This window comes from Acetobacter fabarum, assembly GCF_040702925.2.
GTDB classification, from domain to species: Bacteria; Pseudomonadota; Alphaproteobacteria; order Acetobacterales; family Acetobacteraceae; genus Acetobacter; species Acetobacter fabarum_B.
In genome coordinates, this window is sequence record NZ_JBFCXX020000007.1 from 101455 (window position 1) to 123439 (window position 21985).

At 59.7% G+C, this 21985-nt stretch carries 17 protein-coding genes and 1 other RNA gene; 13 read left to right on the top strand and 5 right to left on the bottom strand.

Features of this window, described 5'->3' with window-relative positions; all coding sequences use genetic code 11:
- Together gluP and AB2L51_RS07630 are read right to left on the bottom strand one after the other, a co-directional pair.
- Positions 1 to 1335, bottom strand: a complete 1335-nt coding sequence (gene gluP, locus AB2L51_RS07625) for a glucose/galactose MFS transporter (RefSeq protein WP_395582005.1) — start codon at positions 1333 to 1335, stop codon at positions 1 to 3.
- Between the two features lie 48 nt (positions 1336 to 1383).
- Positions 1384 to 1809 (bottom strand): hypothetical protein, encoded by a 426-nt coding sequence (locus tag AB2L51_RS07630; RefSeq protein ID WP_395582004.1) that lies wholly within the window; start codon positions 1807 to 1809, stop codon positions 1384 to 1386.
- A 143-nt stretch (positions 1810 to 1952) separates the two neighbouring features.
- On the opposite strand from AB2L51_RS07630, the gene ffs reads away from it, so the two are divergent.
- The 6 genes from ffs to folB all read left to right on the top strand — a co-directional run bounded on the left by ffs (position 1953) and on the right by folB (position 6504).
- Positions 1953 to 2050, top strand: an RNA gene (gene ffs / locus AB2L51_RS07635) — signal recognition particle sRNA small type.
- 88 nt (positions 2051 to 2138) lie between these two features.
- The gene (locus AB2L51_RS07640) at positions 2139 to 4178 is read left to right on the top strand and encodes a DNA polymerase III subunit gamma/tau (RefSeq protein ID WP_395582003.1); all 2040 of its coding nucleotides are present in this window, start codon (positions 2139 to 2141) and stop codon (positions 4176 to 4178) included.
- Between the two features lie 119 nt (positions 4179 to 4297).
- Positions 4298 to 4621 carry a YbaB/EbfC family nucleoid-associated protein gene (locus tag AB2L51_RS07645; protein WP_166115416.1) on the top strand — a complete coding sequence of 108 codons (324 nt, stop codon included), beginning with the start codon at positions 4298 to 4300 and terminating at the stop codon, positions 4619 to 4621.
- 45 nt (positions 4622 to 4666) lie between these two features.
- On the top strand, positions 4667 to 5263 hold the full coding sequence (recR, locus tag AB2L51_RS07650) for a recombination mediator RecR (protein WP_086646891.1): 597 nt from the start codon (positions 4667 to 4669) through the stop codon (positions 5261 to 5263).
- A gap of 31 nt (positions 5264 to 5294) precedes the next feature.
- A complete protein-coding gene (locus AB2L51_RS07655) occupies positions 5295 to 6101 on the top strand; it encodes an SDR family NAD(P)-dependent oxidoreductase (RefSeq protein ID WP_395582085.1) in 807 nt (268 codons plus the stop codon).
- Between the two features lie 4 nt (positions 6102 to 6105).
- Entirely contained in the window at positions 6106 to 6504 is a 399-nt protein-coding gene (gene folB / locus AB2L51_RS07660; protein ID WP_086646890.1) for a dihydroneopterin aldolase, read from the top strand.
- A gap of 111 nt (positions 6505 to 6615) precedes the next feature.
- Here folB and AB2L51_RS07665 read toward each other — a convergent pair whose 3' ends face one another.
- Positions 6616 to 6945 (bottom strand): TIGR02300 family protein, encoded by a 330-nt coding sequence (locus AB2L51_RS07665; protein WP_086646889.1) that lies wholly within the window; start codon positions 6943 to 6945, stop codon positions 6616 to 6618.
- Positions 6946 to 7191: 246 nt separating this feature from the next.
- Between AB2L51_RS07665 and aroA the strand changes: the two genes are divergently transcribed.
- The 4 genes from aroA (at position 7192) to AB2L51_RS07685 (ending at position 14751) form a co-directional block, all read left to right on the top strand.
- Positions 7192 to 8541 carry a 3-phosphoshikimate 1-carboxyvinyltransferase gene (gene aroA / locus AB2L51_RS07670; RefSeq protein ID WP_395582002.1) on the top strand — a complete coding sequence of 450 codons (1350 nt, stop codon included), beginning with the start codon at positions 7192 to 7194 and terminating at the stop codon, positions 8539 to 8541.
- On the top strand, positions 8538 to 9191 hold the full coding sequence (locus AB2L51_RS07675; protein ID WP_395582084.1) for a (d)CMP kinase: 654 nt from the start codon (positions 8538 to 8540) through the stop codon (positions 9189 to 9191). The genes aroA and AB2L51_RS07675 overlap by 4 nt, the downstream gene beginning before the upstream one ends.
- Before the next feature lie 282 nt (positions 9192 to 9473).
- Positions 9474 to 11186: a 30S ribosomal protein S1 gene (gene rpsA, locus AB2L51_RS07680; protein WP_086646887.1), complete on the top strand. Its 1713-nt coding sequence runs from the start codon at positions 9474 to 9476 to the stop codon at positions 11184 to 11186.
- A gap of 745 nt (positions 11187 to 11931) precedes the next feature.
- On the top strand, positions 11932 to 14751 hold the full coding sequence (locus AB2L51_RS07685; protein ID WP_395582001.1) for an autotransporter outer membrane beta-barrel domain-containing protein: 2820 nt from the start codon (positions 11932 to 11934) through the stop codon (positions 14749 to 14751).
- A gap of 201 nt (positions 14752 to 14952) precedes the next feature.
- On the opposite strand, the gene rdgB is transcribed toward AB2L51_RS07685, so the two are convergent.
- A complete protein-coding gene (rdgB, locus tag AB2L51_RS07690; protein WP_395582000.1) occupies positions 14953 to 15552 on the bottom strand; it encodes an RdgB/HAM1 family non-canonical purine NTP pyrophosphatase in 600 nt (199 codons plus the stop codon).
- 2 nt (positions 15553 to 15554) lie between these two features.
- Positions 15555 to 16283, bottom strand: a complete 729-nt coding sequence (gene rph, locus AB2L51_RS07695) for a ribonuclease PH (RefSeq protein ID WP_395581999.1) — start codon at positions 16281 to 16283, stop codon at positions 15555 to 15557.
- Positions 16284 to 16407: 124 nt separating this feature from the next.
- Here rph and hrcA point away from each other — a divergent pair, with 124 nt between their 5' ends.
- The 3 genes from hrcA (at position 16408) to prfB (ending at position 21505) form a co-directional block, all read left to right on the top strand.
- Positions 16408 to 17487 carry a heat-inducible transcriptional repressor HrcA gene (gene hrcA, locus AB2L51_RS07700; protein WP_166117148.1) on the top strand — a complete coding sequence of 360 codons (1080 nt, stop codon included), beginning with the start codon at positions 16408 to 16410 and terminating at the stop codon, positions 17485 to 17487.
- A 109-nt stretch (positions 17488 to 17596) separates the two neighbouring features.
- Positions 17597 to 20314 (top strand): penicillin-binding protein 1A, encoded by a 2718-nt coding sequence (locus AB2L51_RS07705; protein ID WP_395581998.1) that lies wholly within the window; start codon positions 17597 to 17599, stop codon positions 20312 to 20314.
- Between the two features lie 59 nt (positions 20315 to 20373).
- Positions 20374 to 21505 (top strand): peptide chain release factor 2 gene (gene prfB / locus AB2L51_RS07710; protein WP_395581997.1). Its coding sequence is split into 2 segments (ribosomal slippage): positions 20374 to 20442 and positions 20444 to 21505, totalling 1131 coding nucleotides; the frame shifts between segments, so codons are not numbered across the junction.
- Positions 21506 to 21985: the final 480 nt, after the last annotated feature.

A 21985-nucleotide genomic window follows, 5' to 3' on the forward strand; every position in this document is an offset into this window, starting at 1 on the left:
TCAGATTTCCTTCACCATAAGCGGGGTTTTGCGCAAATCCCTGTTCATGAAGTGGAGTGCGTACAGGGTGATGAGAGCGTAGGATAAAAGGGCAAGACATGTGAATGCCGCCTGAAAACCCATGACAGGTTTTAAAAGAACAAAAAGCTGCGGCACAACCCCGCCTCCGCAATACGCCATGACCAGAAAAGCCGAAACCTGCGCCGTATGTTGGCCTGAACCTTTAAGCGCCAGTGGAAACAGGGATGGAAAGATCATGGAATTTGCAAAACCCAGCAGGGTAACACAGGCAACGGAGATGTAGCCGTGCGTAACCCACGCTCCCACGCTGAGTAGCCCCCCACACAGGCAGGAGAGAGAAAGATAGCGTTCCTGTGTGATCAGGCGTGGGGACAGGACAAGTCCTGCCACATACCCGCAGAGCATGAAAAAAAGTGTCAGAGATGTAAAAAACTTTGTCTGATCAAGGGATATGCCAAAACCCTGCGCATAGGTGCCCACGGCATCACCGGAGAGTACTTCTACCCCCACATAAAAAAACATCGCTCCAGCACCCAGCAGGGTTCTGGCATTAAGGGAAGAGAGAAGTATTTTTATAAAACTTGTTTTTGAAGAAGTATTTTTGCAAATATCTGTACGAATTTCCGGCAGGGATGACCGCAAAACCCACAGGGCTGTCAGGGCCAGAAAAAACGCCATGCCCATATAGGGCCAGTAAACACTGTTCAGAAAATCCTGCTGTACAGACAGGCGTTGAACCGGGTCAGTCAGGGTCGGCAGGGTTGCGGATATGTCGGCCATGTGGCGCATGGCCAGTGTGGCCAGCGCAACGGGGGCCACAATGCCCCCCAGCTTGTTGCAGATGCCCATAATGGCAATACGCTGCGCACTGCGGTTTTCGGGGCCGAGAAAGCTCACATACGGGTTAATGGCCACCTGCAGCAGGGCGAGCCCCATGCCCAGCACCAGAAAGCCCCCCAGCGCACCGGGGTAGGAGCGTGCATGCAGGCACTGCCCAGTCAGCCCCATGCCGCCCGCCATGACCAGCAGGGCATAAACCAGCCCGGCTTTAAAGCCGGTGCGTGTGACACTCAGGCTCGCGGGGATGGAAAAGACAAAATAGGAAAAGTAAAAAACAAGCGGCACCATAAATGCCGCCAGATCATTCAGGGTAAAGGCGACCCGCACAAAAGAGATCAGCGGGCCATTCAGCCATGTGACAAACCCGATGATGAAAAACAGAGCCGCGCAGAGCACCAGTGGCCGCCACCCGTAGGGGCCAGCCGGGCAGGGTATGCGTGCGGCGGCTGTGGGCTGGGTGGGCGGCTGTGGCATGTCCGGCTATGGCCTGCGGTCAGGTTTTCAGGGTTCGGGAGGGAAGGCCTAGTCGGCTGCCTGTGCATCCTTGGATGGCAGGCTGTCTATTTTTTCGCAGGCATGACGCAACTCGGTGGAGGGGTTGTGCGTCTCGCACAGTTTTTCCACATCGGCGGCGCAGGCTTCGATCGAATTTTCAAAGTCGGATTCAAGCACGTCCTCGGCAACCGTCAGGTCCTGGTTGCGGGTGTTTTCTTCATCCTTTTGCAAAAGGTCCTGCGTTTTGTGCAGATCCTTGAGCGATTCAATACATGCAGGCCCGGCCGCATCGGGCTTGAAGTGCAGAACCGCAAGTTCCTTTTGCAACTGGACGTTGTTGATGTTGTTGCGCGGGGCTGTCTCATCATCGGCCAGGGCAAGGGAGCCTGCGCTCAGGCCACTGACCAGAAGAGCGGATGCCATAGCGGCATGATACAAACGAAAACCGGACACGAGCACAATTCTCCTGAGTCTGCGACACTGCGCACCAATTACCCTGTTTTCTAGCCTGTCTGTGTCGGATAGGTAAAGAAACAACCCGGAAAAGCTGCCAGCAGGCTTGGCATGGGCTTGGATTTGGTGCTAGGTGTGACCTCGGAAAGTCGGCGGTGGACGGACACCTTGCTAAACCGGTCAGGTCCGGAAGGAAGCAGCCATGGTGAGTTTCGTCCGGGTCATTGTTCGGCTTTCCACCCTAATTTTCCGCCCTTGTGGATCAGACCATTCTGCGCCGGTCAAACCGCGCATGCGGGGCGTGACCTTACACAGTCTGCGGGCATGGCATGAGTGATACGACTGACGAGCAGTTCCCTCAGGATGAGGGGCTTCCCAGTCCGGAACCGGAAGGCCCCGGCCTGTTTGGTGATGCGGCTCCCGCCCCCTCCGCGCCTCCCCCGCCAGCGCCCGATGCGGCAGCCCCTCCCTACAGGGTGCTTGCCCGCAAATATCGCCCCACAACATTTGAGGACCTGATCGGCCAGGAGGCTATGGTCCGCACCCTGCGTAATGCGTTTGCGCTGGAGCGTGTGGCCCATGCCTTTATGCTGACCGGGGTGCGCGGGGTGGGCAAAACCACGACCGCGCGCATTATTGCCCGTGCCCTTAACTGCACCGGGCCGGATGGCAACGGCGGCCCCACGGCTGACCCGTGTGGTGTATGCCCCAACTGCGTGGCCATTCTGGCTGACCGTCACCCTGATGTGCTGGAAATGGACGCCGCCTCCCGCACGGGGGTGGATGATGTGCGCGAGATCATAGAGGCCACGCGCTTCCGCCCCATGCAGGGGCGTATGAAGGTCTTTATCATCGACGAAGTGCATATGCTCTCGCGCAATGCCTTTAACGCCCTGCTCAAAACGCTGGAAGAACCACCTGCACAGGTTACGTTCATTTTTGCCACGACCGAACTGCGCAAGGTGCCGGTCACGGTTCTGTCGCGCTGCCAGCGGTTTGACCTGCGGCGCGTGCCACAGGCCGAACTGGCCGGTCTGTTCGCCCGGATTGCACAAAAGGAACACGTTGCGCTCTCCGACGATGCACTGGCCCTGATCGCCCGCGCGGCAGATGGCTCGGTGCGGGATGGCCTCTCCCTGCTGGATCAGGCCATTGCTCAGGGCAGTGGTGTGACGGATGAAGGCGGGGTTATTGGCGCAGGCATTGTGAGCGACATGCTGGGTCTGGCGGACCGCGAGGTGGTGTTCGACCTGCTCGATGCGGTGCTGACCGGCAAGCCTGACAAGGCCCTTGCCCTGCTGGATGCAGCTTATGCCCGTGGGGCCGACCCCGGCCTTGTGCTGGGGGATATGCTGGAGCTTGTGCATATTGTCTCCCGCCTGCGGGCCGTGCCCGGTCTGGGGGACTCGGCGGATATGCCAGAGGCCGAGCGGGTGCGGGGCACACATATGGCCAGCACCTTTACCGTGCCCGTGCTCATGCGGGCATGGCAGATGCTGGTCAAGGGTGTGCGGGAGGTGGAGAGTGCACCAGACCGCCGCGCAGCAGCAGATATGGTGCTGATCCGCCTGTGTTACGTGGCCGATCTGCCCTCGCCCGAGGATCTGGTCAAACGCCTGAGCGCTCCGCAGGATGAGACCGGGCGTGGCGGATCATCTGCCCCCCTTTCCACTCCGCAGGCCAGTGGTCCGTCCGGGCTGGCTGGTGTGCCTGTGGGGATTGCCGGCCCGAACGGGGCAGGCACTTTTGTGGCTCCACAGGGTGATGCCGCAGGGGGGTATGAGCCGGCGCGCCTGCGCATGGTCAGCTCCGGCGGTATGGCCGTGGCCGCGCCCGTACAGGCAGAAGCCCCTGTTGTGCAGCCTGTGGTCCCGGCTGAGCCGGCCCTTCCGCCGGTCCCGCGGACATGGCGGGAGGCCGTAGCACTGGTCAGGGAGCAGCGTGAGGCAATCCTGCACGGGCAGTTACGGCATGCCGCGCACCTGATCTCTTTTGCCCCCGGACGGATTGTTCTGCGGTTCGAGCGCGGGGTGCCGAGCGATATTGTGCCGCAGCTCCGCCGCGTGCTGGACCGCGCAACGGGCATAAGCTGGCAGATTGAAGCCGGGCAGGAGGATGGTGAGCCCACGCTGGATGCGCAGGGAGCGGAGGTTATCCAGTTCCGTCGGCGCGAGGCAGAGGCGCACCCGCTGGTCCGGGCTATTCTCAACGCTTTTCCCGATGCGCAACTGGGTGAGGTGAATGACCACGGGCTGGATGATTACGGCCTCCCCCCCGAGGAGCCGCCCGAGCTGCTGTTTGCTCCTCTGGATGCGCAGCCGCTGGATGAAGACGACAGACCATACGACCCCGGTGCCTCGCAGGACTGAAGTGAGCGGGCCGGGCTGGCAAAACAGCACGTTCTGGGCCAGATAGGGAACAGGTGATGCGCCGCAGGGGTGCGCCATAGCCGCACCACGCGGCAGACAGACAAGCTAAGGGGATGACCATGAAGAACCTTGCCTCACTGATGAAGCAGGCTACGCAGATGCAGTCCAAGATGGAAGCCATGCAGAGCACACTGGAAGCCATGAACATTGATGGTTCGGCAGGTGCAGGCATGGTCAGCGTTGTGCTGAGCGGCAAGGGGGACATGCGCTCCATTAAAATCGACCCCAAGCTGGCCGATCCGACCGAAATGGAAATGTTGCAGGACCTGATTGTGGCCGCCTGTGCGGATGCCCGCAGGAAGCTGGACGAAAAAGCCGCTGAGGAAATGCAGAAGGTCACCGGTGGGCTTAACCTGCCCGCAGGCATGAAGCTGCCGTTCTGAACTGCAGACACAACCGACCTTGAGCGCGGGGGAAAGCAGGCGGGCATGGGTGGTCAGGAAATAGAGCAGCTTATTCGCCTGCTGGGGCGTCTGCCGGGTTTTGGCCCACGTTCGGCCCGGCGTGTGGCGCTGTACCTGCTCCGCGAACCCCATACACGGCTGGCTCCGCTGGCCCGCGCCATGGAGCGGGCGGGGGAGGCCATTCGCACCTGCTCCTCCTGCGGGAATCTGGACACATCGGACCCGTGCCACATCTGCACCGACCCGCTGCGTGACAGGGGACTGGTGTGTGTGGTGGAAACGGTGGGGGACCTGTGGGCGCTTGAGCGTGCAGGGGTCCATAGGGGTGTTTATCAGGTTCTGGGGGGTACCCTGTCCCCTCTGGCTGGGGTTGGACCGGAAGACCTTAACGTATCCGCCCTGATGACCCGCCTGCACGAAGGCACCGTGCGCGAAGTTATTCTGGCTCTGGGTGCCACGGTGGAAGGAGCTACCACCATGCACTGGCTGATGGATCAACTGGAAGCCTATGAGGGGCTGACCATCAGCCGTGTGGCGCAGGGCGTGCCCATGGGGGGTGCTCTGGACGTGTTGGACGATGGCACTCTGGCCGCCGCTCTCGGCGCCCGTCGCCCTGCCTGACAGAGTGGTGCCAACCATCAGGGAAAGAACCATAGCCGTGGACAGGCTGCCGATCAGCCCGGCCATACCACGCCGCGCTCTGGTAACCGGGGGGAGCGAGCGGTTTGGTCAGGCCATTGTGCTTGGTCTTGCGCAGGCCGGGTTTGATGTGGTCATCCATGACCGCACCAACAGGGCCGAGGCGGAGGGCCTATTGCATGCCGTGCGCGCGCTAGGCCGTACCGGCTGCGTGCTACAGGCCGACTTCATGCGGGAGGAGCAGGTGCAGGCCCTGTATGGGCAGGCTGCGCAGGCTCTTGGCGGTCCTTTGGGTGTGCTGGTCAACAACACCTCCACCTGTGAGCAGGATGAATGGGACAGTGTCTCGCTGGAAAGCTGGATGCTGCATATGAAGCCCAACCTGCGCGCGCCCTTTGTGCTGATTCAGGCTTTTGCCAGGGGGTTGCCCCAAGGGGCTCAGGGCATGGTGCTGAATATGCTGGATGAGCATGTATGGCCGCTATCGCCCCACTTTGTCAGCCATACCGTATCCAAGACTGGGCTGTGGACACTCACGCAGACCATGGCGCAGGCCCTTGCCCCCAGAGGGATCAGGGTTAACGCCCTGGGTTCTGCGCCCGGTTCCGCCCTGCCCGGCTCCGGGCCGATGCAGGAGCAGCCTGCTCGGCAATGCGCGTCTGAGCCCCCTGCCCGGAACGCCTTGCCTGATCAGGCTGCGCGGGCAACCCTTGCCCTTTTGGCCCGGCCCTTTGTGACCGGGCAGATGCTGAGCCTGAACAGTGGGCAACACCTGCAATGGTCCCCGGCCCCATTGGCCGGACATGCCGTGGAAGAATAAAAGAATGGCCGTTTTTGCTCCGTGGGCCGACCAGCCACCGCTGCGTTGCCTGTTTTTGAAGAACATGGTGCTCGATGCCCATATTGGCGTGTTCCCGCATGAGCAGGGTGTTACCCAGCGTATTCGGGTGTCGGTCCATTACGGGGTGGATGACCGCACGGATCTGGAGGTCGGGCCGGATGACCTGAGCCGTACGGTCTCTTACGAGCGGGTGGTCCAGCTTGTGCACCGCATTGTGCGTGAAGGGCATGTACGGCTGGTGGAAACCCTGGCCGAGCGCATAGCCTCCGGCGTGCTGAGTGATGACCGCGTGCGTGTTGTGCGTGTGCGCATAGAAAAACTGGATGTGTTTGCAGAAATAGAAGGTGTAGGCGTGGAAATAGAGCGCCGCCCTGCAAGCTGATTTCTGGCCACGGCCTGCCAGCAGGAGCTGGCGGCATAAAAAAAGCCCGCTGTATGCCAGCGGGCTTTTTTTTTTGGTCTGATACAAAGATGTTCAGAATCCCCTGAGGGATCAGGATTCGTGGTCTTCCGAATCCGTGTTGACATCGATGTCTGAGCTGATGTCGTCGTCATCATCATCCAGATCAGCGGTGTCTTCCATCACATCATCGTCGTCCGTATCGTCATCGGTGTCGATATCGATATCTTCATCGGCCTTCTTGATGGGGGCAGCACTCGCTGGAACGGGGGACAGGCTGTCAGAGTTGCGGCGCAGGCGCGGCACCAGAGCAGGCTGTTCCGTTCCGCATTTGGGGCAAATGGCGGGTGCGCGGTTCAGGTCATAAAAACGGGCACCACAGGACACGCAGACGCGTTTGGTGCCGAGATCGGGCTGGGACATCTTGCTACCTGTCAATCCTGAGCAGATATTGGGGCCAACGCCCCGGAACACGAACGAACCCCGAACAGCACCGGAGTGCTGAGACAGGACTCGAACCAGACTGTTAAGGCGATGCCCAATGCCACTGTGTTTCGGGTCGTGTCAAACCCGGAGTTTGCAAAAGATGGTATTTTCTGCATCCCCGCCCCTTTTTTTCTTCCCCTGCCCGGATTGACTTGCAGGCCGTCCCGCCGGAATGAAAAGAGCATGACACACGCATCCTCCCCCTCCGCCCGTCCGCTGCGGGTTACGCGCGCGCAGGCCCCTCTTTCCGGTTCCATCCGTGTGCCGGGTGACAAATCCATCAGCCACCGTGCCCTTATGTTTGCCTCCCTCGCACGGGGGGAAACCCATATTACCGGGCTTTTGGAAGGGGAGGACGTTCTGCGTACTGCGGCGGCCATGCGCGCTCTGGGCGCACAGGTAGCGCAGCACGCCCCGGGGGACTGGCGCGTGAGTGGTCTGGGCATTGGCAGGCTGCGTGAGCCTGAGGATGTGCTGGATATGGGCAATTCCGGCACAGCGGCCCGTCTTCTGTCCGGTATTCTGGCCAGCCACGGCATGGTGTCGGTCATGACGGGGGACGCCAGCCTGCGCCGCCGCCCCATGAAGCGCGTCATGGACCCGCTGGCAGGTACGGGAGCCACCTTTATGGCGCGTGAGGGCGGACGCCTGCCCATGGCCATTCATGGTCTGGCGGACCCGAGGCCGCTGGACTACCGCCTGCCCGTGGCCTCTGCGCAGGTCAAATCCGCCGTGCTGCTGGCCGGGCTGAACGCACAGGGGCAGACACGGGTGGAAGAACCTGTGGCCACCCGTGACCATACCGAAAACATGCTCCGTCACTTTGGCGCGCACGTTAAGGTGGAGGAAACCCCACAGGGGGGACGGGTTATTCTGCTACAAGGCCGCCCGGACCTTGTTGCGCGCGATGTGGTGGTGCCGGGCGACCCGTCCTCCGCCGCCTTCCCCATTGTGGCGGCGCTGCTGGTGCCGGGGGCGGATATTACAATTTCCACCGTGGGGCTGAACCCCCTGCGCACCGGCCTGTTCATTACCTTGCAGGAAATGGGTGCACAGCTTGAGGTTACCAATATCCGTACCGAAGGGGGCGAACTGGTGGGGGACCTGCATGTGCGCGCATCCAGCCTTAAAGGCGTGACCGTACCAGCGGACCGCGCCCCGTCTATGATTGATGAATACCCCATTCTGGCTGTGGCGGCGGCGCATGCTTCTGGCGTATCGCGCTTTTGCGGGGTGGAAGAACTGCGCGTGAAAGAGAGCGACCGTCTGGCCGCAACCGTGGCGCTGCTGGAAAACAATGGCGTTAAAACCGCGGTGGAAGGGGATGATCTGGTTGTGTACGGCACCAGCAACGCCATTCCCGGCGGTGGCGTGGTGCAGACCCATATGGACCACCGGCTGGCCATGAGCGCGTCCGTGCTGGGGCTGGTGGCCCAGAACCCGGTGGAAATAGATGATACCGCGTTCATAGACACCAGCTTCCCCGGCTATTTGCAGCTCATGAACAGCCTTGGCGCGGGGTTTGCGCTCTGATGCGCGGCGGACCCGTTATTGCCGTGGATGGCCCCGCGGCTGCTGGCAAGGGCACTCTGGCCCGCAAGCTGGCGGAAGCACTGGGCCTGCCGTATCTGGATACAGGGTTGCTCTACCGTGCCGTCGGGCGGCTGGCCCTTGATGCCGGGCAGGACCCGGCACAACCTGCCGAGCGGTTTGCCCACGCCCTGACGCCAGAGGACCTGCAGCGCAAGGACCTGCGCCAGCCAGACGCCGCTCTGGCGGCCAGCAAGGTGGCGGCCCAGCCTGCGGTACGGGCCGCTCTGGTGGAAACCCAGCGCCGGTTTGCCGCCCGGCAGGGGGCCGTGCTGGACGGGCGGGATATTGGCACCGCCATTTTCCCCGATGCGGATGTCAAACTGTTCATTACCGCATCCCCCGCCACCCGCACGCTCAGGCGCTTTTTGCAAAGCGGAGGGGACCCGGCCGCCCCCGATGCACAAACGCAGCTTCAGGCCATGGAAGACGCCCTGCGCGCGCGTGACAAAGCCGATGCAAGCCGGGATTCCGCACCCATGCGGGTCGCGGATGACGCATATGTGATCGAGACTGACACGCTGGATGCACAGGCCGTTCTGGCCGAAGCCTTGCGGTTTACGCGGGAACGACTCGTGGCCGCACGGGGCTGAGTGCAGGCCCCCGTACAGGGGCGCAAGCCGTGGTTGCGCATTTTTTACCCCCCATTTGCGTGATGGATGGCGCTTTAAGTTGACAAACCGGGGTCAGGTGTTCTCTGTGCAAACAGAAATCCGCCCTGATGGCGGGTTTTTCTGGATAACAGTCTGGCCTGACCCAAAAAGCGGGGGGTATTGCTACCCATCCGTTCCGTCGGGCAAGTCGTGCCGCAGTTTGCGGTGCGCAGGAACAGCCTGCACGCATGTTGCTGGCGGGCTCAGGATTTACGGTACCACATGGCTTCAGCCACCACCCAGACCACGGATCACTTCCGTGGCGAAGATTTTGCCGCCCTTCTTGATGAGACCCTTGGCCGCGATTCCGGCTTTGACGGGTCCGTTGTTCGCGGTCGCGTTGTTCGTCTGACCGACGATTACGCCATTGTTGACGTCGGCCTGAAGAGCGAAGGCCGCGTTTCCCTGCGTGAATTCGCACCTCCGGGCGTCAAGCCTGAAGTGCAGCCGGGCGATGTGATCGAACTGTACGTCGAGCGTTACGAAGACCGCGACGGCAGCATTGTTCTCTCCCGCGAAAAAGCACGCCGTGAAGAAGCCTGGACCAGCCTCGAAAAAGCTTTCGAAGCCAACCAGCGCGTTAACGGCACCATCTATGGCCGCGTTAAAGGTGGCTTTACGGTTGATCTGGGCGGCGCCATGGCGTTCCTTCCCGGCAGCCAGGTGGACATCCGCCCCGTGCGTGACGTCGGCCCGCTGATGGGTGTGCCCCAGCCGTTCCAGATTCTGAAGATGGACCGCGCACGTGGCAACATCGTTGTCTCCCGTCGTGCCGTTCTGGAAGAAACGCGTGCTGAACAGCGCAGCGAACTGATCCAGGGCCTGACCGAAGGCATGATCCTTGATGGCGTGGTCAAGAACATCACCGATTACGGTGCGTTCGTTGATCTGGGCGGTGTTGACGGCCTGCTGCATGTGACCGACATCGCATGGAAGCGCATCAACCACCCCTCCGAAGCACTGCAGATCGGCCAGCCGGTACGCGTGCAGGTGATCCGCTTCAACCCCGAAACGCAGCGCATCTCCCTTGGCATGAAGCAGCTTGAAGCTGATCCGTGGGAAAATGTGGCACTTAAGTACCCGCCGGGTGCGCGCTTTACGGGCCGCGTGACCAACATTACCGATTACGGCGCATTCGTTGAGCTGGAACCCGGTGTTGAAGGTCTGGTGCACGTTTCTGAAATGTCCTGGACGAAAAAGAATGTCCACCCCGGCAAAATCGTTGCGACTTCTCAGGAAGTGGACGTGATGGTTCTGGATGTGGACAGCTCCAAGCGCCGCATTTCTCTGGGTCTGAAGCAGGTTCAGCGCAATCCTTGGGAACAGTTCGCCGAAGAACACAAGGTTGGCTCCACCGTGGAAGGCGAAATCCGCAACATTACGGAATTCGGCCTGTTCATCGGCCTGTCTGCGGATATCGATGGCATGGTTCACATGTCCGACCTGTCCTGGGACGAAGCTGGCGAAGAAGCCATGAAGAACTACGAAAAGGGCCAGGTTGTAAAAGCCAAGGTTCTGGACGTGGACGTGGAAAAAGAACGTATCTCCCTGGGCATCAAGCAGCTTCAGGAAGATCCGGCAGCCGATGCGCTGGCCAGCATCCAGAAGGGCACGATCGTTACCTGCATCGTGACCGCTGTGCAGACCAACGGCATTGAAGTGAAGGTTGACGACGTTCTGAGCGGCTTCATCCGTCGTGCGGAACTGGCTCGTGACAAAGCCGAACAGCGCCCCGAACGCTTCGCCGTTGGCGAACGTGTGGACGCCAAGGTTGTGTCCGTTGACCGTGCATCCCGCAAAGTTGCCCTGACCATCAAGGGCCGCGAAGTGGAAGAAGACAAGCAGGCTATCAACGAATACGGCTCCGCAGATAGCGGTGCATCGCTCGGTGATATTCTGGGTGCAGCGATCCGTCGCCGTAACACCGAAGACTGAGCATAAAAAACCGGGGTGGTTTGCGCCATCCCGGTTTGGCAAAATCCTTTGCCATGCAAAAAATAGCGCCCCACAAGGGCGCTATTTTTTTATGGGCTGTCCTGTCGCACGCTCTGTAGCTGCGGGGGCCGTCTTTTAGGGTTTCTTCTAAAGGGCGGTTGTCATCAGCATGGCGATCCGGCCAATGATACACATTGTATCAGTGCTGTCTGGTTCTCCCCAGCGCACTGAGGACATCAGTACTTCTTCAGGGGGATAGTTCTTGTTGTTGCTTGATACAAGAATTGTGCCGTCTGTTCTTGCTGATAAACGCCTTACAAATACCGCACCATGCATCACGAAAACATAGATACCAAAAAGCTGATCTGTTCTCCTCGTATCTATTGTTCGTCTGCCAGTGCCCGTCTCCTTGAGGTTCGTCCTCCATAGACAATCCTGAATCAGAACTTCAATACGCGTGGGAGCTCTGGAAGCAGACAGACCCCAGTGTGGCATATGCACGTCAAGGCGTTCAGGCTGGCGGACACCCATGGTTTTGTGCGCGCATCTGTGTGTCCATTTCGCAGATCGTTTTGAACTTCATTCCCCGGGTCAGAGCGTGTGCTCGGAAACTGGAATCCATAATGTATATTGGATGCCAAGGGTTCAAATAGAAATTTATTATATAAAGACATTTTAAACTAAATATTAGTTATATGGTGGGATATATAATATAAAAATAGCAGGTGAAGAAATTAATAAGAAAATGTTTACGAATTCTTCATTGTTGCGGAGTGGGGGTGGCGGGGCGGGCCTTCTGATTGCCGTCTGTCTGTCTGCAACGCGGACGATGGCGGCCCCTACTTCAGGGGTGAGCGTTACACAGGATACCGCTCAGGTTACGGTCAATGCATCGACAAGTGGAGATATCGGGCTTTCCAATACGGCCTATATCAGTGACAGGCTGAGTATTGCTGATGGTGTAAACCTGAAAGGAACTGCCGGGCCGGGGGTGCTCAATTCCGGCAGGATCGCCCAACTGAATAATGGGAGTGGGTCGTCCATCGTGGGTACTGGTGCTGGTGGCGTGTTTAATGACGCAAATGCTTGGATCGGAACAGTAAGTAACGGTGCAATAATTATGGGCCGTTATGGTGTCTATAACATCGGTACAATAGATTCGTTTGAAAACGTTTACATGGGTTCTCTGGTCAGCCTGACAGGGGGTGATGGTTTTTACAATGCCGGTACGGTCACATCACTGAGCAATGATGGGAATATTTCGAGCTCTAAAGCGTCAGGGGTCAACAATATGGCTGGTGGACTGATTGTTACTCTGAACACTAGTGCTATTATTCTTGGTGATTCGTATGGCGTATACAACGAAAGTCAGATTGATACATTAAATAATACTGGTTCTATTACTGGTAATACAGGAATCGGGAATATGAGCACGGGTGTGATCGGTACACTCAACAATAATAGTGTAATTGGTGGTAATGATAGCGGTACAGGATATGGTATTTACAATGCAGGCCAGATCACCACACTGACAAATGGCACGTACAGCTTTATTATGACTGGCCCGAATGCGGCGCTTAACAACGATGCGGGTGGCCAGATTCAGACAATTAACAATTACGGCACGATTTATGGCGGTAACTATGGGGTTAACAATAGTACTGGTAGCACTATAGGTGTTCTGAACAACTATGGCACCATTACGGGCACGCTTGCTTCGATCAATAATGCGGGGGGTGTCGTCACCACGGCTGTCAACAATTACGGCGAGCTCAATGGTTCAGTCGTACTGGGGGGGGCAACGCTCAATCTGCTGGCCAGCAGCCCTTGGTCTCCACCTACTGTCAATGGTGATATTACGGGTACGTCCGCATCCGCCATCACTGTTGGTGACGGCACAAATACAACCTACTTCACGGCCAATGGCAATGCCAGCGTGGGAACGATCCAGGTTGCTTCGGGCAGCACTTTGACGCTTTCGAGCGGGAATGTCTGGCAGACCAGTGGTGATGTGACCAATAACGGCAAGATTGCGCTCAATGCTCCTGGCGCCAATGCCGGGAATCAGATGACGGTTGGCGGCAATTATGTCAGTAGCAGTAACAGCGTGCTCCGGGTCAACGGCGGAACAGGCAGCACAGGTGCTACTGTGACCGTCAACGGCGTGTCGGCGGATGTGCTGAACAGTGACAGGCTACAGGTCAGTGGCGCCGTGACCCTGAATGGCGGGCAGGTTACCCTCATTACAAACGGAGCGGCCTTGAAATATGGTCAGGCTTACGAGATTGTGTCGGCAGCCAGCGGAGTCACTGGCCGCTACGGCAGCCTGAACACCGACCTTACCACTTCGTATCTCTTCCTGTCCCCCCTTCTGGCTTATACTGACAACACTGTTGACGTGATGCTCACGCGCAACCAGACGGCGTTCGCCTCTGTTGCCGGAACCCGTAATGAAAGAGCCGCTGCCGGGCTTCTGGACGTCCAGCCGGTGTCCAGTCCTGTGTCAGCCGCCCTTTTGCAGCTTGACGGACAGGGCGCGCGCTCGGCGTTCAACTCCCTCTCCGGCGAGATTCATGCCTCCGCGCGCACAGCACTTGTTCAGGACAGCTTTTTTGTCAGGCAGTCCGCGCTGGACCGTCTGAACAGCGCGGACTGTGACGGCGCTTCGATGAACGGCACGATCCATACAGCCAGTCTGAAGGCCGGTCGCACTCAGGATGGGTGCCAGTCCCGTGGGGTTGCGCTGTGGGGCACTGCTTACGGCAGCCTCGGCCACAATTCCGGGGATGGCAATGCGGTTGCCATGCAGCATTCGACCGCCGGTTTTGTGATGGGAGCGGACGCACTGGTCGCACGGACCTGGCGAGTGGGTGGGCTTGTGAGCTATGGGCGGTCCATGTTTGACCTTGGCGGCAATCGTAATTCCTCTGGTCACAGCAACAATGTTTCGATTGGCGGGTATGGTGGCACGCATTGGGGCAGGCTGAACCTGCGGCTGGGAGCGACGTATACGTGGGATATGCTCAGCACCAACCGGACTGTCGCCCTTCCCGGCTCTGGCGAGCGCCTTGCGGGCAGCTATCTTGGCGGAACGGCGCAGGGTTTTGGCGAGTTGAGCTATAAGCTCCATATTGCGCATACGGTTGTCGAGCCGTTTGCGAATGTAGCTTATGTGAACCTGCACACGAACGGTTATCACGAGCGGGGCGGCAGCGCGGCTCTGGCGGGCAAGGCGATGGATACCGGGGTGACGTTTTCAACCTTTGGCGGTCGGGTGTCATCCGAGGTGCATGTCAGAAAACTGACGCTGGTTCCGTATGGGAGTGTGTCCTATCGGCATGCGTTCGGGCTGACGACACCGACGTTAAGGGAGACCTTTGCCCAGACGGGTAGCGGGAGCATGGATATTGCGGGTGTTGCCCTTTCGACGAATGCGGCGGTGCTGGATACGGGGCTGACCATGCGGCTGACGGATCGGATTGATGTTGGTCTTTCCTATATCGGGCAGTATGGCAACCAGTCGGTAGAGAGTGGCGCGAAGGCGCATTGCAGCTTTAAATTCTGAGTTTTGCCCCGGGTAGGTCCTGAGGATCTGCCCGTGACCGGAAGGGAGGGGAGAATGAGCCCCTCCCTTCCCGCAGGGTGGAAGCACAGACCGCTGACCGGCAGTGCTGCTGGCTCGATCAGCGCCACGGACTTCGTAGCAGCCTGCGGCCACCTGGTTATGACTGTCCCTACCGTTCAGCCTGAAACGACAGCAGATGCCTTAGTCCAGACAGGCCTTGCGGAAGGCCGCAAATGCGCGTGCACGGTGGCTGATGGCGTTTTTCTGCTCATCTGTCATTTCCGCAAAGCTGCGGGTCTGGTTTTCGGGTTCAAAAATCGGGTCATATCCGTGGCCGTTGGCGCCACGTGGGGGCCAGACAATCTGCCCGTCAATCCGTCCTTCAAAGCTGAATGTGCGCCCATCGGGGAAGGCAAGGCAGAGCACGCATATAAACCACGCATTACGTTCGTCCGGACCGATACCTTCCTCAATCCGGGCCATGGCGGCGTTAAAATCCTTGTCGGGGCCAGCCCAGCGGGCGGAGTAAATCCCCGGCGCACCCCCCAGAGCACTTACGCACAGGCCCGAATCATCGGCCAGTGCTGGCAGGTTGGTGGCACGGGCCGCTGCCAGCGCCTTGATGGCGGCATTGCCTGCAAAGGTTGTGGCGGTTTCCTCCGGTTCGGGCAGGTTCAAGTCTCCGGCGGAGAGTACGGTAATGCCAAACTCCGCCATAAGGGCGGAAAATTCGGCCAGCTTGCCTGCGTTATGGGTGGCAAGCACCAGCCTGTCGCCGGATTTAAGGGTGGGGTGGGTCATGTTCAGGGCTGCTCTGCTGTGTTGACGGCGGTCAACTGGGCTTCAAACAGTTCGCCAGCACCTTTGCGGGCAAGGGCGAACAGGGAGTTAAAGGCATCCTCGCTAAAGGGCGCATGTTCGGCCGAGGCCTGAATTTCCACAATACGGTTATCAGCGCTGAGCACAAAGTTGGTGTCGGCCAGAGCGGCGCTGTCTTCCGTATAGTCAAGGTCCAGCACGGCGCCAGCACTGGTCAGCCCGCAGGATACGGCAGCGACCTGCCCGGTTAGGGGCATGCGTTGCAGTACGCGGTTGGCGACCAGCTTGCCAAGGGCCAGACGGAGAGCCACCCATGCGCCGGTAATGGAGGCACAGCGCGTGCCGCCATCGGCGTTCAGTACGTCGCAATCCAGTGTAATGCAGAGTTCGCCAAGGGCCTTAAGATCCGTGACCGCGCGCAGGGAGCGGCCGATCAGGCGCTGGATTTCCTGCGTGCGGCCCGACTGCTTGCCCCGTGCGGCCTCGCGGTTGCCGCGGGCATGGGTGGCGCGGGGCAGCATGCCGTATTCCGCCGTAACCCACCCGCTGCCCTTGCCACGCAGGAAAGGGGGAACACGGTTTTCCACACTGGCGGTGCACAGGACCTCTGTGCCACCAATGCGGATAAGGGCGGAGCCTTCCGCATGGCGGGAAAAGCCGGTTTCTATAACAATCGGGCGCATCTGCCCGGCCTGTCGGCCTGATGGACGCATGCTGCTGCTCCTGCAAAACAATAACAAAGGGTTGCGCCTGCACATAAAATGCTTTTGGCAGGAGTAAAACCGGCAATAAGCCGTTATAATCGCTTATCAGACCGCCCAAAGGAGCCTGAGAGCCATGAAGCGTGGCCTGTTGCCCGCCCAAGCAATGCTACCTCCCGAACTGGATGGACGTTCCGCCAACATCCTGCGCGAGATTGTGGAAGAATACATGGCCAGTGGTGAACCCGTGGGTTCGCGCACCCTTTCACGCCGGTTGGGGCAGCCGCTCTCCCCGGCAACAATCCGCAATGTCATGGTCTCCCTGACCGAAGCGGGTCTGCTGTTTTCCCCGCATACATCAGCAGGTCGCCTGCCAACGGAAAAAGGGCTGCGTCTGTTTGTGGATGGGCTGCTCCAGTTTGGTGCGCTCTCCGAAGATGAGCAGAAGGTCATCGGCCATTCGCTGGAAGCGCGCGGACGCTCCTTGCAAGATACGTTGACCGAGGCTTCCTCCCTGCTCGCAGGGATGTCCGATGCGGCGGGGCTGGTGGTGGCTCCCAAGGGTGAGGGCGGGATCAAGCACATAGAGTTCGTGGCGCTGGGTGGTAACCGTGCCCTTGTGGTGCTGGTGGGGGCTGATGGACATGTGGAAAACCGGGTGATCGAAATCCCGGCCGGGACTCCTCCCTCCGCACTGGTGGAGGCTGCCAATTACCTGAACGCGCGCGCCATGGGGGCATCCCTGCCCGACCTGCGCCACCGCGTAGGGGCGGAAATGAGCGAAAACCGCACGGTGCTGAACAGCCTGACCGCCGAGGTGGTGGAGAGTGGTCTGGCGATCTGGAACACGGAGCGGGGGGAAAGTGGTGGCACGCTGATCGTGCGAGGCCAGTCCCGTCTGCTGGCTGATGTGGACGGGCAGGAACGCCTTGTCGCCATCCAGACCCTGTTTGACCGGCTGGAAGCGCAGGAGACAATGCTGCGTCTGCTGGAACTGGTTGAAAGTTCGGAAGGGGTGCGCATCTTTATCGGCGCGGAAAGCGGTCTGTTTGGTGCGACCGGCATGTCTGTTGTCATGGCTCCGGCCAGAAACGAGGCCAACAGGATTGTCGGGGCCATAGGCGTTATTGGTCCGACGCGTATAAATTACGGGCGTGTTGTGCCCGTGGTGGATTATACAGCGCGCATATTGGGCGAACTGCTGGGTCAGGCGTAAAAGCCGGGTCTGTCAGGGGCTGGAGCAGAGGTCGGAATTCCGCCACGATTGTAAAGAGAAATGGCGATGGTCAGGAGACGACAGAATATGGGAATGATAAAGGACCGGTATGACACGCACTCCACCTTCTGGTGATCCGGATTCTTCCCCCCCCCATGACCGGGGTACCACACAGTCCTTTGTGTTAAGCAGGCCGCGCTTTCGCCAGTGGCGCATGCTGCTGGGCACGGCTGCGGCCGTGCTGCTGGTGGGTAGTGCTGGCGGGGCCGTGGTGGTGTGGTCGCAATACCAGAGTATTGTTGCCGACCTGCCAACAGTGGATGGCCTGCGTTCCTATCAGCCACCGGTCATGAGTCGCCTGTACGCATCGGATGACCAGCTGGTTGCCGAACTGGCGGATGAGCGGCGGGTGTTCGTGCCTTCCAACGCCATTCCCGACCGGGTGAAAAGTGCGTTTATCGCGGCGGAAGACCAGAAGTTCTGGACCCATAAGGGTGTGGACCCCGCCGCCATTATCCGCGCGGGTCTGACCGACCTGACACGTGGGCGCGGGCGCAGGCCCATTGGTGCGTCCACCATTACGCAGCAGGTTGCCCGCGTCATGCTGCTGGGGAGCAATGCTGTTTCGTTCAAGCGCAAGGCCAAGGAAGCGTTTCTGGCCATGCGTATCGAGCAGGTTCTGCCCAAGGAAAAAATCCTCGAGATTTATCTGAACGAAATTTATCTGGGTAACGGTGCCTATGGCATTGGTGCTGCTGCCCAGACGTATTTTAACAAACCGCTGGACCAGCTGGATAATGCGGAGGTCGCGTTTCTGGCGGCGCTGCCCAAGTCGCCCACCAATTACAACCCTGCCCGCTTCCCCGATGCCGCGCGTGGCCGCCGCAACTGGGTGCTGGAGCGCATGGCCGATATTGGTGCCATTACGCAGGCCGAGGCCCGTATGGCCGAGGCGGAGCCACTTGTCAGCATCAGCTATTCCCGCCCCGGCCCCGCTCCCGGTTCCGAATGGTTTGCCGAGGAAGTCCGGCGTGAACTGCTGGAAAAATATGGTCAGGATGTCACCATGCAGGGGGGGCTGGATGTGCATACCAGTCTGGACCTGCCCCTCCAGCGCGCGGCCCAGACCATTTTGCAGCAGGGGCTTATGGCGTATGACCGCCAGCACCGTGGCTGGCATGGCCCTGTTACGCACCTGAATACCCCTGTGCCGCTCACGCAGGACGAGTGGGTACGCGCCCTGCGTACGGTCAATGCTCCGCCCGGTATGCTGGACCAGTGGCGTCTGGCCATTGTGCTGGATGGCAACAGGGGGCAGGTCGGCTGGCTGGAAGGTAGCGTGGTCCGCCGCAATGTTGCGCAGGGGGGCGAGCCTCATACAGGGCAGATCCAGTCCAGGGATATGGCATGGGTCCGCCGTGCCCGCCCCCTTCGCACGGGTGACATTGTGATGGTCGAACCCCAGAGCGGGCAGTCCGGTGTGGCGCTGATGCAGATACCGGTTGTGGAAGGCGCTATTGTCACCATGAACGCCCGCACGGGGCGTGTTCTTGCTCTGGTGGGGGGATGGTCTTTTCAGGCCTCGCAGTTTGACCGGGCCACGCAGGCGCAGCGCCAGCCGGGTTCCTCCTTCAAGCCATTTGTCTATCTCCAGGCCATGGAGCAGGGCATATCGCCCTCTCAGGAGTTTGATGACTCTCCCGTGTCCTACGGCACATGGCATCCCAATAACTACGAAAAAGACTTCTGGGGCCCCACTTCCCTGCATGATGCGCTGCGTGAATCGCGCAACCTTGTGACCATTCGCCTTGCTGCCCATCTGGGTATGAACACGGTTGCGGATACGGCCATCAAGCTCGGGCTGGTGGATAGCATGCCCCATGTGCTGCCCGCAGCGCTGGGTGCTGTGGAAACCACGGTGCTGAAGGAGGCTGGAGCTTACGCCGCCCTTGCCGCCGGAGGGCGCAGGATTACCCCGACCCTGATTGATGATGTGCAGGACCGTGATGGGCGTGTCATCTGGCGGCCTGCCAGCGGGCTTTCTCTGGTTGCAGCATCTTCCCTGCCTGCTGAGGGAGGTGGTCCGGTCAATGGGGTGGACGCCATACACCCGGATGCACCGCAGGCAAATGCCGGTGGTGCGGGTTCTGGCATGCCGCCTCTCCAGCCATCGGGAGTGGTGCTCACGCCGCAGGACCTTCCCGCTTTGCGCGATGACAGGCCAGTCGTCGCCTCCGAGCAGAGTGCGTTCCAGATCACGACCATGCTGCAGGACGTTATCCGGCGCGGCACGGGTGTGCGGGCGGGCGAGGGCATAGATACGCCCATCGCAGGCAAGACCGGCACCAGCCAGAACTTTAACGATGCCTGGTTCGCAGGTTACACGCCCGAACTGGTGACGGTCGTATGGGTCGGGTTTGACACGCCCCAGTCTCTCGGGCGGAACGAGACAGGGGGCGCCATTGCTGGCCCATTGTGGAACAAGGTGATGAAGGCGGCCCTCAAGGACCAGCCAAAACTCGACTTTGCCGCCCCCGATGGCGTGACACTGGTCAGCTACGATACGGGCCGTGGTGTTGCGATAGATGCGTTCAAGGACGGTCAGCTCCCCGGCGTGAGTGCCAACCTGCTGAGCAACGTGGATGCCCAGCAGCTGAGTGCCGCCGATACAGGGGCCGAGAACATGCCGGACTCGGAGAGCGATATGGCGGCCAGCGTCAATGGCTCCGGCGCGTCTGGTGCGGCTGCGGCCAGCCCGGCCGAAGGCAGCAGCGCCCCACCTACCGCACCTTCTGGGGGTGACATTGGCATGGGCGGCCTTTATTGAAGGCCGCAGAGAACGGAATGGGATGATCATTCCCCCAAAGCAGATGGAGAACAGGCCCGATGTCCGCCGAGACAGAAGCCCTTAACGAACAGATCAAGCAGTCGGTCGCACTGCTGAGGAGGCATCTTTAACTGGGATGTCGCTGAAGCCCGCCTTGCGGAACTGAACAATCAGGCCGAAGACCCGGACCTGTGGAATAACCCCGAAGCCGCGCAGAAAATGATGCGCGAGCGTACGCTTCTGGCCAACCAGATCGAGGGCGTGCAGGCGTTGGAAACCAACGTGAACGACACCTCCGAACTGATCGAGATGGCTGAGGCCGAAGGGGATGCCGATCTGGTGACAGAAGGGCTGGCCAGCCTGCGCGCCTTGGCGGAGGAAGCCAAGCGGCGTGAGATTGAAAGCCTGCTTTCTGGCGAGGCGGATAGCAATGACTGCTATCTGGAAGTCAACGCAGGGGCCGGTGGCACGGAGGCGCAGGACTGGGCCGAAATGATGCTGCGCATGTACACCCGCTGGGCAGAGGCGCATAATTACAAGGTCACGCTGATTGAAAGCTCGGAGGGTGAACAGGCCGGGCTTAAATCCGCGACCATTCTGGTTTCTGGTCCCAATGCCTATGGCTGGCTGAAGACCGAAGCGGGTGTGCACCGGCTTGTGCGCATTTCTCCTTTTGATGCAGCAGCCCGCCGCCAGACGTCCTTTGCATCGGTCTGGGTTTACCCGGTTATTGATGATTCCATTGAAATTGAAATCAATGATGCGGACCTGAAAGTGGACACTTTCCGTGCTTCCGGCGCAGGTGGTCAGCACGTGAACAAGACGGATTCCGCCATCCGTATTACCCATATTCCCACCGGGATCGTGGTTGCGTGCCAGACAGACCGCTCCCAGCACAGGAACCGCGCTACGGCCATGCAGATGCTGCGTGCACGGATGTACGAAGCCGAACTGCAACGGCGCGAGGCCGCGGCTGCTGAAGCTGAAGCCGCCAAGACCGATATTGGCTGGGGGCATCAGATACGGTCGTATGTTCTGGCCCCTTACCAGATGGTCAAGGACCTGCGCACAAGTGTTGAAACCGGCAACCCCGATGCCGTTCTGGATGGGGAGCTGGATGTTTTTATGGCGGCGGCTTTGGCTATGCGTGTGGGGGCAACCCGTTCGGAGGCGAGCGCCAGCGCACAGTAAGTCTGGCAGTTTGCTCAGGCCCATTACGCGGGATGGTAAAAAAGGCGGGCTCCATGCAGGAGCCCGCCTTTTTTCTTCTGCGTAAAGTATTCAACTTCGTAAAGTTTATATGCAAACTTTTCTCATACAACCTGCTTGACATCTGCCGTGCCAGATTGCCCAATCAGCATGATGGATAGAGGTATGTCGAGAGGCATACCGGTTCTGAGCCGTATGGCCAGATCAAAATTCCTGAGTGTTTTTCGTGGCTGAAGACGAATCAGAGATGTTTCGTTTGGCGGCTTGAAGAGGGAGGGCCAGAATGAGTAATCCTGAGCAGCAGCCAGGTTCGGCAAAGTATGCCTTTCGGGCAAGTGCTGCTGTTGGTGTGATTGCGTTCCTGCTTGTGCTGATCATGCATGTGCTGGGCATATGGGGACTGATCTACGGGATGGGCAAAGGCGACAGCCCGCCCCCACCTGCCAGGCCGCCCATTCAGAC

Coding starts and splice junctions, on each gene's coding strand:
- gluP (WP_395582005.1), bottom strand. CDS start 1,335: ATGCCACAGCCGCCCACCCAGCCCACAGCCGCCGCACGCATACCCTGC.
- AB2L51_RS07640 (WP_395582003.1), top strand. CDS start 2,139: ATGAGTGATACGACTGACGAGCAGTTCCCTCAGGATGAGGGGCTTCCC.
- AB2L51_RS07645 (WP_166115416.1), top strand. CDS start 4,298: ATGAAGAACCTTGCCTCACTGATGAAGCAGGCTACGCAGATGCAGTCC.
- recR (WP_086646891.1), top strand. CDS start 4,667: ATGGGTGGTCAGGAAATAGAGCAGCTTATTCGCCTGCTGGGGCGTCTG.
- folB (WP_086646890.1), top strand. CDS start 6,106: ATGGCCGTTTTTGCTCCGTGGGCCGACCAGCCACCGCTGCGTTGCCTG.
- AB2L51_RS07665 (WP_086646889.1), bottom strand. CDS start 6,945: ATGTCCCAGCCCGATCTCGGCACCAAACGCGTCTGCGTGTCCTGTGGT.
- aroA (WP_395582002.1), top strand. CDS start 7,192: ATGACACACGCATCCTCCCCCTCCGCCCGTCCGCTGCGGGTTACGCGC.
- rpsA (WP_086646887.1), top strand. CDS start 9,474: ATGGCTTCAGCCACCACCCAGACCACGGATCACTTCCGTGGCGAAGAT.
- AB2L51_RS07685 (WP_395582001.1), top strand. CDS start 11,932: ATGTTTACGAATTCTTCATTGTTGCGGAGTGGGGGTGGCGGGGCGGGC.
- rdgB (WP_395582000.1), bottom strand. CDS start 15,552: ATGACCCACCCCACCCTTAAATCCGGCGACAGGCTGGTGCTTGCCACC.
- rph (WP_395581999.1), bottom strand. CDS start 16,283: ATGCGTCCATCAGGCCGACAGGCCGGGCAGATGCGCCCGATTGTTATA.
- hrcA (WP_166117148.1), top strand. CDS start 16,408: ATGAAGCGTGGCCTGTTGCCCGCCCAAGCAATGCTACCTCCCGAACTG.
- AB2L51_RS07705 (WP_395581998.1), top strand. CDS start 17,597: ATGACACGCACTCCACCTTCTGGTGATCCGGATTCTTCCCCCCCCCAT.